Origin of the sequence: Leisingera sp. NJS201 (assembly GCF_004535885.1) — a bacterium.
Taxonomy (GTDB): Bacteria; Pseudomonadota; Alphaproteobacteria; order Rhodobacterales; family Rhodobacteraceae; genus Leisingera.
Window position 1 is genome coordinate 853514 of record NZ_CP038234.1, and the last position, 15834, is coordinate 869347.

The window sequence follows — 15834 nt, forward strand, 5'->3', positions numbered from 1 at the left end:
TGCCAGTCCGGCAGGCAGCCCGCAGGAGGGAGAACAAAACGGCATGAGCGAGCAGGGCTTCAAACGGTTCCGCCGCCGCGGCGCTCCGGCGGGTGCCATGCCTTTTGCCGCTGACGTTGGCGGCAGCCAGCCTTCATCAGCGCCTCTCGCTGCCACTGCTGCTGCGCCGCCTGCGCAATTGCCCGCGACCCTGCCAGAACCCTGGGACAGGATCCGCCAGGTGCCATTCGACGCCGCAGCACAGGCGCAGGCGCGGCTGCCTCTGGTCAGCCGGTTCCGCGCAGATCCTTCCGCCAAGTCGTTTGACCTGCTGCGCACCCGGCTGTTGCACACGCTGAAGGCCCGCGGCTGGAAACGGGTTGCCCTGACGGCGCCCGCCGCCGGCTGCGGCACCACCTTTACGGCTGTGAACCTGGCGCTGAGCCTGGCTCGGGTGCCGGACAGCCGCACGGTGCTGATGGATATGAACTTCCGCCGCCCCGGTGCCGCGCGGGCCTTGGGAATGACAGCACCTGGGGAACTGGCGGGCTTTTTGTCCGGCCGCGTTCAAATGGAGGATCAGCTGCTGCGCCCGCTGCCCTCGCTGGCCGTTGGTCTGAACGGTGCCGTGGATCAGGACGCCGCCGAAATCCTGCATGGCCGCAGCTGTGCCGGGGTGCTGGACGACATGATGCTGCGGTTGGGCGCCGATACCGCTCTGTTCGACCTGCCGCCGGTGCTGGAGCATGACGACACCGCCGCCTTCCTGCCGCAGGTGGACGGGGTGCTGCTGATTGCGGACGGCACCCGCACCACTGCAGCCCAATTGGCCGCCTGCGAGAAGATGCTGGCGGGCCATACGCAAATGCTGGGCGTTGTTTTGAACCGGGCCCGCAAGGCGGACAGCCCGCTGAATTGACGGCCACGCAGCCGGGGGTCATAGTTTTGCCCGGTTGCTGTGGTCAAAATCCGGGTAATGGCGGCCGGCGGGCCGTCTGAAGGCATGGATGGCAACCGGCTGGCACGCATCAGCCGCAAGAGAGCAGACAGATGGGGCCGATATACACGCTTGGCGATTTCCTGGACATGGTGCGGCGCAGGCTGTTCACCATCGCTTGCGTCTTCATTCTGGGCTGCCTGCTGTCGCTTTGGTTTGCCGCCCGGCAGCAACATGAATTTGAAACTGCTGAAGTGTTGCAAATCACCCAGCCGCAGATCGCCGGTGAATTGGCCAAGTCAACGGTCGAAGGCTCCTCTGCCCGCCGGATGCAGCTGATTGAACAACGTCTGATGGCGCGCGGCACGGTGCTGGAAATCATCGAAAAATTCGGCCTGTACGCGAACATGGCTGCGCTGACCCCCTTGCAGAAGGTGGCGCTGCTGCGGGACTCGGTCCGCATCACCGGTGTCGCCGCCGCGCGTGAAGGCTTTGCCGATGACGGCACTATTTCGGTGCTGACCATCACCGCCCGGATGCCCACCGCCGTGCAGGCGCAGCAAGTCGCCAGCGAGTTCGGCCGCCGCACCATCGAACTCAGCGTCGCCACCCGCATTGACCAGGCCCGCGAGACCCTCAGCTTCTTTGCCGAAAAGGAGGCCGCACTTGCGGATCAGGTTGCGGCTCTGGAAGACGAAATCGCGGCCTACCGGAATGAAAACGACGTGACCTTGCCCGGCACCATCGAATTCCGCCGCGCCGAAATCGCCACCATGAACGAGGGGCTGCTGGAGATCGCCCGCGAACGCATCGAAATCCGCCGCGCAGCCGATCAGGCCCAGGCCACGGAACGCCCGGCCACGGCCCGCCGGTTGCTGGCGGAGGCGGACCAGCAATTGGCCACGCTGGACGCCCAGGAGCAGCTCTTGTCCCAGCGCAAGACCGGGCTTGAGGCCTCCTTGCAGACCACGCCCGAGGTTGAACGCCGGCTGGGCGCTTATGACCGCCGCCTGGAGCAGGCGCAGGGGGAATTGTCGCAAATGACCGCCCGCCGCAACGAGGCCGAGGTCGGGTTTCGCCTGGAAACCGGCCGTCAGGCCGAGCGGCTGACAGTGATCGAACCCGCACCGCTGCCGGACTTTCCTGTAACCGGCGCCCGCAAGACCAAGGCCCTGCTGGGCGCCGCGGCCAGTGTTATCGCGGCGCTTCTGGCGGCCTTCCTGCAAGAGCTGCGCCACCCGGTTTTGCGCACTGCCGCGCAGATGGAGCGGGAAACCGGCCTGATGCCGGTGGTCTCAATCCCGGTTATGGACGCCCGGCGGCCCCAGCGCGGGCTGTCCAGACTGTTCAGGCGCGGGGCCTGAGGTCAGGAAAAGCTCATCGCGGCTGCCATCGCCGTTACAGCATCCCAGTGCCAGAGCAGGGCTGCCCCCCGGCCGCAAGGGTCAGCAGCCCATAGCCCGCATCATGCAGCGGATCCCAGACATGATGCCTGCGCGCCAGCCGCACCAGCACCGGATAGGCCGCCAGCATTGCCAGCCCCAGCGCCGCAATGCCGCCCGCCAGCCCGAACCAGGCCACCCCGCCCAGGAACATGCCGGTTTGCAAGCAGGCCCGCGCAGCCGAGAACACAAAGAACCCGCGGCTGTCGCCTGCTGCCAAGGCTGCCTGATCATAGGTCATGGTGATCACCGCCGGCGCCAGCGCCAGCGCAATCAGGACGATCATCGGCCCCGCTTGCAGGTACCGGTCATCATACAGGAACTGCACCAGCCAGGGTCCGGCCCAGGCCATCGCAATCAGCATCGCCAGAATTCCTGCCGTCAGCCCGCCGCGCAGCTGCCGCTGCCGCTGCAGGTTTTCCGGCGCCTCCCTGGCTGGCTTGTCGCGATAGACCGGGATCATCAGCCGCTGGTTCACCGCATGGCCCAGCAGCATCGGAAAGCTCGCCAGGAAATAGCCGATGTTGTAAATGCCCAGCACCTCCAGCGGGACGAACTTGCCCAGGATCGCCCGGTCGCCTTGCGAGGTTAGGAACCAGAAGGCGGTCGACAGGAATATCCATTTACCGAAATGGATCAATTCCCCTGCGGCCGCCGTCTCCCAGCGGAACCGGTTTGCAGCACCGGGCAGGCCGTAATGGCACAAAATCAGCTTGGCCGCCGCCTGGATCACCCCGCCCAGCACCAGCGCGATCACCGACTGCGTGGCCAGTGCCAGCGCAACCATTGCTGCCAGCCCAATGACCTGGCCCGCCAGATCCAGCACCGTGACCCGTCCCGCCAGCAGATGCCGGTGCGCGGTCTCGATCCTAGTCGGGTTGAAACCGGCAATCGCCAATCCGGCACCGGCAATAGGCAGATAGATCAGCAGCTCCGGAGCGCCATAAAACTGGGCCGCAGGCCAGGCCAGCAGCGCCGTTAATGCCCACAGGCCAAAACCCCGCATCACCTGAATGGTCCAGGCCGTGTCCAAGAATTCCGGATCATCACCGCGCTTGTTCTGGGCAATCGACGGGCCGATGCCAACGTCTGAAAACAGCGACAGCCCCACCGTCACCACCGAAACCAGCGCCATCAGACCAAAGGCCTCGGGAAACAGGAGGCGGGTCAGGATCAGGTTTGAGGCCAGCCGCAAGGCCTGGCTGCCGCCATATCCGATCATCAGCCAGGAGGCTGAGCGCAGAACCCGCGCCATCATCCCCTGACCGGTAAAGAGCGAAGCAACCCGCTGCATGTCCGCGCCAATCCCCAAACGTCCGGTTCCGCAGGCTAGGCGGCAGGGCAGAGGGCGTCAATCACAGGGCCGCTTGCAACAGGAATGCGGGATACAGGGTAGAAAATACTTTAACAATCATGGCCCTCGCAGCCCATTCTCCACATCTATGCGACAAGCGCAACAGGACGCTGGGCAAGCTGCTCAACCGCCGTTAACCTGCCGCAGACCCAAGATTTGCACGGAACAAGCCGCGTTGAAAATTGCCTATGTCCTGAACACGTATCCCCAGCCCTCGCACAGTTTCATCCGGCGTGAGCTGCAGGCGCTGGAACATCAGGGCGTGGAGATCCTGCGCCTGGCAATGCGCCCCTCGGCTGCGGCTTTGGCGGATCCGCAGGATCAGGCTGAGGCAGCCCGCACCGGCTACGTGCTGCAGGCCGGCGCCTGGCGCCTGCTTGCAGCACTCGCCAGGGAGGCAGCGTCGCCCGTTCGATTTGCCCAAGCGCTGCGGCTGGCGCTGAAACTGGCGCATGCCGCCGGCACAGGCCTCCTGCGGCACCTGATCTATCTCGGCGAAGCGGCCTATGTGAAACAGCGCTGCGCTGCGGCAGGCGTACAGCACATGCACGCCCATTTTGGCACCAATGCCGCGGCGGTGGCGATGCTGGCCCATGCGCTGGGTGGGCCTGGCTACAGCTTTACCGTGCACGGGCCCGAGGAGTTCGACGCGCCGCAGGCGCTGTCACTGGGCGAGAAAATCAACCGTGCGGCTTTTACTGTGGCGGTCAGCAGCTTTGGCAAAAGCCAGCTGAGCCGCTGGGCCGCTTTCGGTAAATGGGACAGTCTCAAGGTAGTGCATTGCGGGATTGAGCCGGACCGGTTTGCCGATCCTGCACCGTTGCCGCAGGGGCCGCTGCGGCTGGTGGCGATCGGGCGGTTTGTGGAGCAGAAAGGCCAGATGGTGCTGGTGAACGCCATGGCACGGCTGGTGCAGGAAATTCCGGATGTGCATCTGTCGCTGGTTGGCGACGGCGGCATGCGGCCTGCGCTGGAGGCCGCAATTGCAGCGCATGGTTTGCAGGGCAGCATCACCTTGACCGGCTGGCTTGCCGAAACCGAGGTGCAGGCAGAGCTGGCAAGTTCCCATGCGCTGGTGATGCCATCTTTTGCCGAAGGCCTGCCGATGGTGGTGATGGAGGCAATGGCCGCCGCGCGCCCGGTGATCGCGACATTTATCGCGGGCACGCCCGAGCTGGTGGTGCCGGGGCAAACCGGCTGGCTGCTGCCGGCCGGGGATGAAGGCGCCCTGGCACAAACGGTCATCACCCTTGCGCAGACCCCGCATTCGCAGCGGACCGCCATGGGTCAGGCGGGCCGCAGGCGCGTGCTGGGCCGTCATGACAGTGCCGCAGAGGCCGCCAAACTCGCCGCCCATTTCCGCAAGGCCATCGCCGGGTAAAACCGGCGCACTCCCGCCCGTCGCCGGCGCATCTGCAGATGCACCGCTTCCGTTGGGCGTGGCCCGGCGCCAAGGCGCCGGGCCACGCCCAAGGCTGCCAAGGGTGCGCTGGCGCAGCCAGGGCACCCTGCGGGCGCGGGAGCACTACCGGGATAGATCAGCAGCAAAGCCCAGGCCTCAGCGGCCGCGGGTCCAGCGGCTGCGGGACGCAAACAGCGGTGTTTTTGTGGCCAGGCCGACCATCGCATAGACCGCAAAACCGGCTGGATCCGACAGCAGCAGCTTCAGCACGGCGCCGGCGCTTGGCGGGATTTTGTCCTCGTTCTGCAGCAGGCCTGGGAATTTGCTTGCCACCTCAGCCACGCCTGCGTTTTGCCGCCGCCGCACCCGGACCAGATTGCGGAAACCCTCCACCATCGGCCAGCTGTAAACCGCAGGCACTTTCACCCGTTCAGACGGTGCAAAATTCAGCCGGGCAAAAATGTCATCGGCGATGATATCCGGCCAGTCCCCCCAGCGCTGCCGTCCCGCGCAGGTCATGGCGAAGACACCAAATCCGGGCACGCCGCCGGTGACAAACGGCAGCCGGGTCCAGAGCCGTGCATAGGCGCGGGTCACCGCACTGCGCGCCAGTGCCACTTGCGGGCAGCCGCTGGCATAACGCGGCTCGTCCTGCGGCAGTGCTGCAGCAAGTTGCGGGATCAGTGCCGGGCTGACTGCAACATCCGCATCCAGATAGATCAGGATACCGCCGCGGGCTGCCGCATCGCCGGCATTCAGCGCGCCAAGCTTGCCGCCCTCCGGCAATTCCAGAATCCGCAGATCCCAGCCTGCTGGAGGCTGCTGAACCCGCGCCAGCGCGGCCGTTTCATCGCGGCAGCCATTTGCCAGCACCAGAACCTCAGCGGCCATACCCGCAGGCAGCGGATCCGAGGCAAAAACCGCTTGCAGGCACCCCGCGATATACTCCGCTTCATCATGGGCCGGGATCAGGACCGAAACACCTCTGGTCACTTCACGGCCTCCAACGCGTTCCAGCGCGGGTTTTCGTCGCTCAGCACCCGCAAGGCGCCCCAGCTCCCCCACTTTCCAGGCACGCCAACATCGGCATAGGCGGTGAACAAGCCCCGCCAAGGGTGCTCCAGCCTGTCAGAAGTTCCTGGTACAGCCTGCCCATCTCGGGCGTATAGTTGAAGTGGGTGAAGAACCCGGTCAGTGTCTCATCCTCCACCAATGGGCCGATACCGACCACATGGCTGCCGCCCTCATACATGATCAGCTCCAGCCCGTGTTTCTGCGCAACCTGGGCATGATAGGGCAGCACACGCCCCAGCAAATCGGTCAATGTATCGGTGCCGTCCCCCGAGATCAGCCCGTCGCGCAACTCCGCTCCGGCCTGGGCAGAGGCTGCATCATATTGATGTTCCTTTGCAAATGCGCTTGCCGTCGGGCCAGACAGCCCGCGTTCCGCTGCCACCGCCCGGGCCTGCTCCCGGCTGTCGGCGATCCAGGCGCGGACGTGCCCGGCGCGTTCCGGGATGCCAAGGATGCCGCCGAAGTACCCCGTAACCGCATAGGCATCGAAATAGGCAGCAGGCGCTTGGCGCCCCGCCTGTTCCGCCTTCCACAGCGGCGCCGTCAGAACCTGCTCTTCCAATCCCAGCCAGCCGGTCTGCGAGGAGATCACCCGCACCAGACGCTTGCTGTCAGCACCAAAAATCTGCGTCCAGATCTGCGCAATCTCGGCGGCACGGCCGCCGTAGAACTGCATCCACAACCCATCGCCGCCCCAGCGTGCCTGCGCCTGCGCATCAGCCCAGGCCGCCTGCTGGAACTGCCAGTTCCAGACCTCGTTGGAATACTCCACGTAGGCGCGCAGATCCTCATCCAAGCCGCGCTCTGCTGTCCGTGCAAACTGCCGGACATAAGTGTCATCCGCCATATGCGGCATGGTGAACCAGGGATCGGCCCCCAGCGTGTTGGCCAGCGCCAGCATGATCTCGGCCGGAACGCCCTTCAGCGCCCAAGTGTATTCAGGAACCCGCGGCCGGTCCTCCCAGCCGGTTTGCTCTGAATCATTGGCGGCCATCCAATCCATGAACCGCAGCGCGGCAAACCCGTCCAGCCGGTCCAGCCACAGCGGGTTGAACAGCGCGCCTTGCTCATAGGCCTCCAGGTGCTCTTCCTTCACCACCCGGATGTTGCGCACATAGTCATCGCCGCTGCCGCCGCGCCGTCCTGTCCGCTGGATGCGGATTTCCACCGGACCGGGGCCGGGGGCATAGTCGAACCGCACTTCGCCCTTGCCGTAGCGCACATTCTCAGCCCGGCCGGCAACCTCGACAATGCCCTGACCGTCGAACCGCAGCACATAGCGGCCCGCAAGCGAACCGGCCTCCTCTGGCAGATCGGTCAGGATCACCGTGCCGATTGATGTCAGCTCAGGCGGGATAGCAGTGGGCCAGCCCTCCGGGTCCAGATACCCGGCGGCCAGCAGATCCTGGTGGTCCGCACCACCCCAGCGTTTCGGCAGATGCCCGATCCAGGGGCGCGCAGTTTTAAAATGATCCAGAAACGGCGCCTGGGTGCTCCAGTCGGCAATGGCTGCCAGGTTGATGGCGACGGGTTGCCGGTTGGGGCTGGCCATCGGTGCGGTCCTGTCAGCCCTGTCAGCGGCCTTCACCGAGTTGAGCGCAGGCAGGGCAGGCTCCCGCGGCATGGCAATAGGGCCGGGAGGCAGGGCTGCCGTGCGCACATCGGTTCCTTGGGCCGCAGCCCAGGCAATGTCCTGCAGCCGCGCTGCCAGGTCCGGCGGCTGCGCGGGATAGGGCTTGCCCCAGCGGTCGCTCAGCTGATGCGGCAGGCCAGCCGGGTCTTGCCCGGTCAGCACCGCAAATTGCAGCAGCGCCAGGAAATAGAACCCAGTGGCATTGGGATGGATGTCATCGGCAAACACATCGCGGATGCTGCTGAGGCCGGGCATGGTGCCGGCCAGAATTGCATCCTCCAGCCGCGCCATGGCCTGCCCCGCAGGCAGCAGTTTCACGGTGCCGCTGGTGGCTGTGTTAACCTCATCTACTACCGCTTGCCAGCGCGGCAGGTCATGCCTGATCCTCTCGCGCCAGGGAATATCGGCACCCTTGTCAAAGGGCACCTCGGCGCCGGTGCCGCTGTCCAGACTGTGCCAGGTTTCCTGCAGGTAAAAGTCCACATCCGGGTTCGCGGCCCGCGCCAGCTGGTAGAATTGGGTGACAGCGCCTTCGGTATCGCTCCACTTCAGGTGATTGGCCAGCGGAATGGCTTCGGTCGCAATCACCGCATCCGCCGGGCGGCGCAGCCTTTCACGTGAATCAACCCCTTCGGCGGTGCTGCTGTGCTGCCAGTTATAGCTCAGCGGCGCGCCATTGATGATCTGCGCCTCGACCGTGGCCTGCCCGCGCGCATTCAAAAGCTGGTCCAGCATCTGCGGGTTGTCCGGCCCGAACAGCGAATGGCCGACCATGACCACGGAGGTAATCAGCGCCTCCAGCTTCATGACGGTGCTCCCCCGGTGGCGATACCTGTACGGGGCAGGGCGCGCACCACGTCCCAGACGATCTGCTGCAGTTTGGCGGCGGCCTCAGCTGAAAACGCCTGCGCCGGGCTGCCATCGGCGCGGGTCAGCTGATGCGGCAGCCCCAGGGGCGAGCGCTGGTACAGCACCGCATAGTGGGTCAGCGCAACCGCATAGGCCCCCAGATCATTGACATGTATCGTGTCCAATTCCCCCGCCGGCGTGCGGGCAAACAGCGATTCACGTGAAGCCAGGCCAGGGATCCCTCCGGCCTCCGCCGCCCGCGCCAGTGCCGCCAGTACCTGCCCGCCGGGGATCAGATAGACCGGGTGCTGCGGGTTGCGGCGGCTGCCCGGACCCAGCAGTTTGCCTACCCACAGCGCCTCAAGATCGCCGTCGATCCGTTCCAGCCAGCCGTCCGGGTCGTCCAGCCTGTGCCAGGTCTCATAGAGATACATACGTGTGCCAGGCGAGGCTTGCCGCACAAGCCCGGCCCAATTCGTCAAGTATTCGGCGGCGCTGAAATAGCGGAGGGCGTCGCGCAGCTCGACCATCTCGGTCAGCACCAAGGCATCGTATTCACCGGATTTGACGGCCTCCCGCGCGTCCCGGTAAGCGGGCGGCTGATTGGCGGTCTCAAAATCGAGGATATCTTCCCCCGGCTCCCAATGCGCCCGCAGCGATGTGCCCGAGCCCAGCTGGCTGTTGAACCCATGCCCCGCAGGCGCCAGCTGCGCCAGCATATGCGGCATGTCAGACCCGACCAGCGAATGACCCAGATGGAAAACCTTCAAGGGTGCCTCAGGCGGCGCCAGCGGCGGTGGAACCGGCACGCCGCGGCTGCGTGTTGCAAACCCCATCAGCCCCAGCGCCGCACTCAGCGCGCCAAAAACCAGAAATCCGCGCCGCCCCATCATCCGCGCCCCCGGATTTCCGCCGTGGTGATGATCAGGCCGGCACCAATTGCAAAGCGCCCGCTGACAGCTTCTCCGCGCACAAAAGGCGGCCGGTCAGCGGTAAACACGGCCCGGTACGCAGCTGCCGCCAGATCAAACTCCAGCTCCATCCCGTCAAAGCCATAAAAAGCCCGGCTCAGCGTGTATTGGCATTTGTAGGCCGCTTCCTTGGCGGAAAAGATCATCTTGGCCATCTGTCCGGGGTTGTCCTGCCGTTTCAGCCAGGCCTGTTCCCGCTCCGAGCAGATTGCAGGCAGCAGTTCGTCCTTCAGCGGCGTGTCCTCTTCCACATCGATCCCCAGACCCTGAACGCCGCCCTCATGGGCCAGCACGGCCATGGCGCAGCTTTTGGTGTGGGTGATCGAGCCGACCAGCCCCTTGGGCCAGACCGGCGCCCGGTCGCGGCCCACCGTCACAGGAGCAGGCGTCAGCCCAAGCTGCCGCATCGCCTGATGCGCGGCACTGCGTCCCGCGGCAAATTCGGTGCGCCGTTTGATCACCGCGTTCGGCGACAGCCCCGCGGCTTCCTCTGCCAGCGGTGCGGGCGGGGCGCCCAGCGGATCTGCCCCGGCCAGCGCCACATCGGCGGCAAAAAGCGGCCGGACCAGTGCCAGCCGCTTTGCCAGTTTGTTTTCGGCCTCTGTCATCCGGTCCTTGCTTTGCGGTTTGCACGCATGGCCCGCCGTTTCGACATGGTGCCGGCGCGGTCGGGCCCTTCGCTGTCCTGCGGCTGTTGTTCCGCATTTGCAGGTGTGCCTGCAAGCCCTTCGATATGGGCCGCCAGCCCCGCCAGCGTCGGGAAGCGGAAGATATCCGTGATCGACAGGCTCGCAGTCCCCAGTGCCTCGCCCAGTTCGGCGCGCAATTCCCGGTGCGCCTGCACCGCCAGCAGCGAATGGCCGCCAAGCGCAAAGAAATTGTCCTGTGCGCCGATGCCGCTGATGCCCAGAATGCGGCTCCAGACGGTTGCGATCCTGGCTTGCGCGCCTGCATCCAGCGCAACAGCCGCAGGGGCTTCGGCCCGTGCCGGCTGCGGATCAGGCAGTGCCTTGCGGTCGATTTTCTTGTTTGGTGTCAGCGGGAAGGCCTCCAGCGTGACGATCCGCGCAGGCACCATCGCCTCGGCCAGTCTGGCCGCCAAGGCTTGTTTCACAAGGCTCTCGTCAACAGGTGCAGCGGTGGTGACATAACCTACCAATTGCCCGGCGCCGCTTTCGCCGCGCGGCACAACCACAGCCCCCGTCACACCGGGGAATGCGGCCATCGCGGCTTCGATCTCGCCCAGCTCAATCCGCTGGCCGCGGATCTTAACCTGATGGTCGGTGCGGCCCAGAAAGGCCAGCGTGCCGCCGGCTGTCCAGCGCACCAGATCCCCGGTGCGGTAAAGGGGGTATCAGCGAACGCTGTGTTTACGAACCGTTCAGCAGTCAGCTCTTGCCGTTGCCAGTAGCCCGCCGTGACACCCGCGCCGCCGATATACAATTCCCCGGCTGTCCCCGCGGGGACAGGCATCTGTTTTTCGTCCAGAACGTAAACCTGCGTGTTGGCAATCGGCGTGCCGATCCCGGTTGTCCCCGCCGGGACAGCCGTGACTTTCTCCACTGTCGACCAGATCGTCGTCTCGGTCGGGCCGTACATGTTGTGGATTTCGGCGGGGTAGCCTCGCGCAGCGCCTGCACCAGATCCCCGGGCAGCGCCTCGCCCCCCACCAGCAGATGCTGCAATTGTGCCAAACAGGCGCTGGCGTCTTCATCCGCGGCAATCATCCGCGCCATCGACGGGGTGCACTGCATGTGGCTGACGCCATGGCGCACGATCTGTGCAGCCAAAGAGAAGTCATCCGCCGCCAGTTCCTGCGGGGCGTTGGACAGGCGCAGCACTTCGGCCAGGGGTTTCAGCCCCTCCAGCACCACGTCCGGCGCGATGCCATAGTCGATCAGGCAGGCGATCTCATCCACGCCGATGTGTTTCAGTTGCTCGACCCGCTGGCAGGCATCCTGAATGGTGCCGAACAGGCCCGAGTCCTCAAAATACCGTTCAAAGGCGAAGTCGAGGATCGCTTCCAGCTCCTCCTCAGACAGCGATCCCAGATCCATCTCGAACGGGTTTTTGACGCCTTCGGGCTTCTTGAACGCCGGGAAGGCCCAGGCATATTGCTTGATCAGCCCGGCGGCCGAGCGCAGGTAGTTCTTCATCGGCTCGCGCGCCACTTGGCGGGCTTCCTCGCGGGTTGCTGCCAGATAGCTGTGCAGCATCAGGGTAACCTTGAAATCCGCAGGGTCATGGCCGGCTTTGCGCAACGCGTCATGATAAATACGGATTTTGCCCGCGACCTCGTCGATGCTTTGGCCCAAGAGATGGGTCAGCACATTTGCCCCGATCGCCCCGGCCTCGCGCCAGGTTTCCGGGTTGCCAGCAGTCGTGACCCAGACCGGCAGTTCGGCTGAAACGGGGCGGGGCTGGGTGACAACGGCGTGATCGCTGCCGTCTTTGCGGGCAAAGGCAACCTCCTCGCCGCGCCAGAGTTTGCGCACGGTTTCAATGCTCTCAAACAAGGCAGGCTTGTTTGCTGGCGGCGTATTTTCCGGCCGCAGGATGAAATCATCCGGTTGCCAGCCCGAGGCAAAGCCGATCCCGGCGCGACCTGCTGTCAGGTTGTCGATCACCGCCCATTCCTCGGCAATCCGCGCACAATGGTGCAAGGGGGCCACGCAAGAGCCGGCCCGCACGCCGATGTTCTGCGTCACCGCCGCAACGGCAGCACCTGTTACCGACGGGTTCGGATAGGGGCCGCCAAAAGCGTGGAAATGCCGTTCCGGCGTCCAGACCGCGTTGAAACCGTGGCTATCGGCAAACTTGGCGCCTTCCAGCAGCAGATGGTATTTCTGCGGACCCGGCCCATCGTCATTGCCCCAGTAGAACAGGTTGAAATCCATTCTGCGGTCTGATTTCGCAACCGGGCCTTTGGACAGCTCCAGCCGGCTTTCATCGCTGGACAAGACCAGCTTCAGCCCGCGCGACAGGGTCCAGAACAGCTCCAGCACCGAGATGTCAAAGCTAAGGCTGGTGACCGCCAGCCAGGCATCGCCGGGCTGATGCGGGATGCGCTGATCCATGCCGGTGAAGACGTTCGAGACATTGGCGTGGGTGACCATCACCCCCTTGGGCAGACCGGTCGAGCCGGAGGTGTAGATCAGATAGGCCGGATCGCTGCCCGTGGCGCCGCCATTGATGTTACCGTTGGCTGTCCCCGCGGGGACGGTTTCGATTTCCAGCACCTGTGCCCCGGAGGCGGGCAGGGCGCCGGCCAGTGCGGATTGTGTCACGATCACCTGCGCCCGGCTGTCGCTGATGTAATGGGCAATCCGGTCCGCAGGATAGGCCGGGTCGAGCGGCACATAGGCGCCGCCGGCCTTCATCACGCCCAAGGCGGCAAACACCAGCTCGGGAGCGCGGCGGATATGGATGCCTACATGAACTCCAGGTTTCACGCCCATTTCACGCAGGCGTGCGGCCACGGCATTGGCGCGGGCGTTGACCTGGGCATAGGTGAAGCTTTGGTTCTCGAACACCAGTGCAGCGGCGTCGGGGGTGCTGGCGGCCTGCGCCTCGAAAGCGGCGTGAATGGTCAGACCTGCTGGATAGTCCGCGTCGGTCTGATTCCAATCCTCCAGCAGCAGCTTGCGCTCGGCTTCGGGCAGGATGGGGAGGTCTGCGACCGCTAGGTCCGCATCACCGGCCAGGGCGCCCAGCACCAGAGCCAGCCGCGCGGCCAGCAATTCTGCGGCCTGTTCGTCCAGCTGGGCGTTGTCCGTGTGCAGCGCCAGTGCGCCATCGCAGAAAGCGACGGTGGCGGCGCAGCCTGAAACCGGGCCGTCCCTGTCCAGAGACAGGCCTATGGCTGGTCGAGAGAACGCCGGAATCTCGGGTGCCCGCGCGGCCAAATCTTCGGCAAAGCCGCCGTATTTACGCGCTTTTTCAATGCCCTGAATTGCTTTCTCTTTGAGGTCGGACACGGTCTGTTCCCGCCGTGCCTGCAGCGGAACCCAATCGGAGATCAGCCCAGGAACCGCGTTCATACCGGCGATGGACAGCGCCACATCAGCGGATTTCTCGCCGCTGCTGAGCAAGGCCCAGGCCAGCACCCCGGCGGCGGCCTGTTCTTCGCTGAGGGCGGCAGGCATGGCGATCTGCTGGCGGGTTTCCCCTGCGCCGCCGGTATCAGTTGCAAGCGGTACCTGGACTGGCTGCATCGCGGCAAGCGCCTTGCGCCAGTGGCTTTCGCCACCCTGTACGGCTGCCATCTGTGCAGTGAGGGTCCCGGCGTCTTCCGCGGTCAGCGCCGGCAGCACATCGCCGGCTTTGACCAGCTCGGCTGCGTCCAGCGGTTTGCCTGCCGGCGTGGTCAGCCGCGACAGCATCAGCGCGCCGTCCGCGGTGGCGATTGTCACGCTGTCTTTGCGGACGTCAAGCACTGTGCCGGGGGCGCCGGAGCCTTCTGCTGTTTCCGCGGCCCCGGTGAGAGCGACCTGCCCGCAGATCCGCAATTTGGCGGCGCACAGCGGGTTCCAGTATCCGCCGGTGTCCAAGGCACGGACCAGCCGCGCCAGTTCGGCGGCGGGGCGGGAGACGTCCAGCAGTCCCCCTGCGGCGGGGCGGTCGGATCTGGCAAACACGCGGCGCTGGCTCAGGTCCTGCGGCTGGCGGTTCAACTCGCCGGTTTCCAGCTGCGCCATCACCTCGTCAAAGCTGTCCATCGCGGCGGCGTAGCATTTGGAGTTCAGGCTGAACGCAGTTTCATCCGCCGCTACATCGAACAGCCGCCGGGCCAGGATGTCACCCTCATCGATGCCGCTGGTCATCAGGTGCCAGGTGACGCCATGCTGTGTTTCGCCATTGATCAGCGCCCAATTCGGGGTGTTGAGGCCCGCGTAATGGGGCAGGGGGCCGTCGTGGAAGTTCACCGCGCCTTTGGCGGCCAGCGCCAGAACCTCATCAGGGATCACTGTCAGGTTGGCGATTGACAGCAGCCAGTCGAAGCCGCCTTGCAGCTGCTGCTGGGTGTCCAGCAGGGGCAGGCCCTTGCCATCGGCCCAGCTGCGGATATCGGGGTCTTGCGACGCCACGGCCCGGATCTGGTGGCCGCGTGCCAGCAGCGCCTCGGCACAGCCGATCAGAAGGGATTCATTGCCAATCAGGGCACATGTGAAGAACGTCATTTCTGCTCCTTTGCAATCGGAGAGGGGGCGCGCGTTTTTGGTGATGGTTTTGGCTGCGGCGCAAATACCGCACGCAGGCTGTACAGGACCAGATCGCGCAGGAAATGCGGCGGATCCGCCTGTGGTTTATCCGAGATCAGGCGGCGCAGCCCATAGATCAGGCTGCCAGTGATACGCGCCAGCGTGGCGGCGGCGGCATAGGCGTGCCCGTGGTGTTTGACGAAGTAATGCCGCCGCGAATTGAACCAGTATTGCGGCGTGCGCTGCCAGGCTTTCATCCCGGTGGACGCCGACCCCACGTGGGCGATTTCGCTCGTTGGCACATAGTGGGTGCGCCAGCCCGCACGGGCGGCACGGCGGCAGAGGTCGGTTTCCTCAAAATACAGAAAGAAGGTCTCGTCAAAGCCGCCAACGGCCTCGATGACTTCGCGGCGGATCATCAGGCTGGCGCCGGCGGTCCAGTCGACCTGCAATTCGTCCTGCGGCATGTCCATGGCGACCACCCAGGGTTTCAGAAGCCGGGTGAAAATGCCGGTGCGCACGCTGGCCTCGAATTCTCCGGCGATGGAGGGGAAACGGAAGGCGGTGCGGTGCGGCGCGCCGTCGGTGCCGCGCACAAAAGAGCCGGCCAGCCCGGCGCCGGGACGTTCCAGCAGGAAGTCGCGCAGGGTGCCGATGGTGCTGCCCTGCACAAAGGCGTCGGAGTTCAGCAAGTAGTAGAATTCCGGCGCGCTGCCGTCCGACAGGCCGGTTTTCAGCCCCAGGTTCATGCCCGCGCCAAAGCCGCCGTTCACAGGCGAGGCGATCACCCGCAACCGCCCGCTGCCGAGCCAGCCGCGTTTGTCTGCTTCGGCGCGGATCTGATCATAGGAGCCGTCGCCGGATCCATTGTCGATGATCAGCAGTTCGCCCGGCAGGTCCTCCATTTCGCGCAGGGCGGCCTCGGCGGCCTGCAGGGTCATCTCCGGCGTGCGGTAGTTGAGGAGGATGGTGAGGATGCGCTGCGGGTTCAT

7 protein-coding genes and 3 pseudogenes are annotated in these 15834 nt (G+C 65.2%); 3 read left to right on the forward strand and 7 right to left on the reverse strand.

The window, feature by feature from the left end:
- The first annotated feature begins 43 nt into the window (after nt 1-43).
- Both ETW23_RS04180 and ETW23_RS04185 read left to right on the forward strand, forming a co-directional pair.
- Nucleotides 44-898: a CpsD/CapB family tyrosine-protein kinase gene (locus ETW23_RS04180; RefSeq protein ID WP_348773157.1), complete on the forward strand. Its 855-nt coding sequence runs from the start codon at nt 44-46 to the stop codon at nt 896-898.
- 131 nt (nt 899-1029) lie between these two features.
- Complete coding sequence (locus tag ETW23_RS04185; RefSeq protein ID WP_134829230.1) at nt 1030-2280, forward strand: DUF874 domain-containing protein; 1251 nt, start codon at nt 1030-1032, stop codon at nt 2278-2280.
- A gap of 2 nt (nt 2281-2282) precedes the next feature.
- Here ETW23_RS04185 and ETW23_RS04190 read toward each other — a convergent pair.
- Nucleotides 2283-3652: pseudogene (locus tag ETW23_RS04190) on the reverse strand (oligosaccharide flippase family protein).
- Between the two features lie 235 nt (nt 3653-3887).
- Between ETW23_RS04190 and ETW23_RS04195 the strand changes: the two are divergent.
- Entirely contained in the window at nt 3888-5093 is a 1206-nt protein-coding gene (locus tag ETW23_RS04195; protein WP_134829231.1) for a glycosyltransferase, read from the forward strand.
- Between the two features lie 177 nt (nt 5094-5270).
- Here ETW23_RS04195 and ETW23_RS04200 read toward each other — a convergent pair whose 3' ends face one another.
- From ETW23_RS04200 to ETW23_RS04225, 6 genes and pseudogenes are all read right to left on the reverse strand, one after another.
- Nucleotides 5271-6107 (reverse strand): glycosyltransferase family 2 protein, encoded by an 837-nt coding sequence (locus tag ETW23_RS04200; RefSeq protein WP_134829232.1) that lies wholly within the window; start codon nt 6105-6107, stop codon nt 5271-5273.
- Nucleotides 6104-8628 (reverse strand): annotated as a pseudogene (locus ETW23_RS04205) (hypothetical protein). The gene ETW23_RS04200 and the pseudogene ETW23_RS04205 overlap by 4 nt, the downstream one beginning before the upstream one ends.
- Entirely contained in the window at nt 8625-9563 is a 939-nt protein-coding gene (locus tag ETW23_RS04210) for a hypothetical protein (protein WP_247676843.1), read from the reverse strand. Before ETW23_RS04210 ends, ETW23_RS04205 begins: the two are co-directional and overlap by 4 nt.
- Nucleotides 9560-10249: a 4'-phosphopantetheinyl transferase gene (locus ETW23_RS04215; protein WP_134829233.1), complete on the reverse strand. Its 690-nt coding sequence runs from the start codon at nt 10247-10249 to the stop codon at nt 9560-9562. The genes ETW23_RS04210 and ETW23_RS04215 overlap by 4 nt, the downstream gene beginning before the upstream one ends.
- Nucleotides 10246-14821 (reverse strand): annotated as a pseudogene (locus ETW23_RS04220) (MupA/Atu3671 family FMN-dependent luciferase-like monooxygenase). Before ETW23_RS04220 ends, ETW23_RS04215 begins: the two are co-directional and overlap by 4 nt.
- Complete coding sequence (locus ETW23_RS04225) at nt 14818-15834, reverse strand: glycosyltransferase family 2 protein (RefSeq protein ID WP_134829234.1); 1017 nt, start codon at nt 15832-15834, stop codon at nt 14818-14820. The pseudogene ETW23_RS04220 and the gene ETW23_RS04225 overlap by 4 nt, the downstream one beginning before the upstream one ends.

Excerpts from the sequence above, each read along its gene's own strand:
- ETW23_RS04180 (WP_348773157.1), top strand. The coding sequence starts at position 44 with ATGAGCGAGCAGGGCTTCAAACGGTTCCGCCGCCGCGGCGCTCCGGCG.
- ETW23_RS04185 (WP_134829230.1), top strand. The coding sequence starts at position 1,030 with ATGGGGCCGATATACACGCTTGGCGATTTCCTGGACATGGTGCGGCGC.
- ETW23_RS04210 (WP_247676843.1), bottom strand. The coding sequence starts at position 9,563 with ATGATGGGGCGGCGCGGATTTCTGGTTTTTGGCGCGCTGAGTGCGGCG.
- ETW23_RS04215 (WP_134829233.1), bottom strand. The coding sequence starts at position 10,249 with ATGACAGAGGCCGAAAACAAACTGGCAAAGCGGCTGGCACTGGTCCGG.
- ETW23_RS04225 (WP_134829234.1), bottom strand. The coding sequence starts at position 15,834 with ATGAACCCGCAGCGCATCCTCACCATCCTCCTCAACTACCGCACGCCG.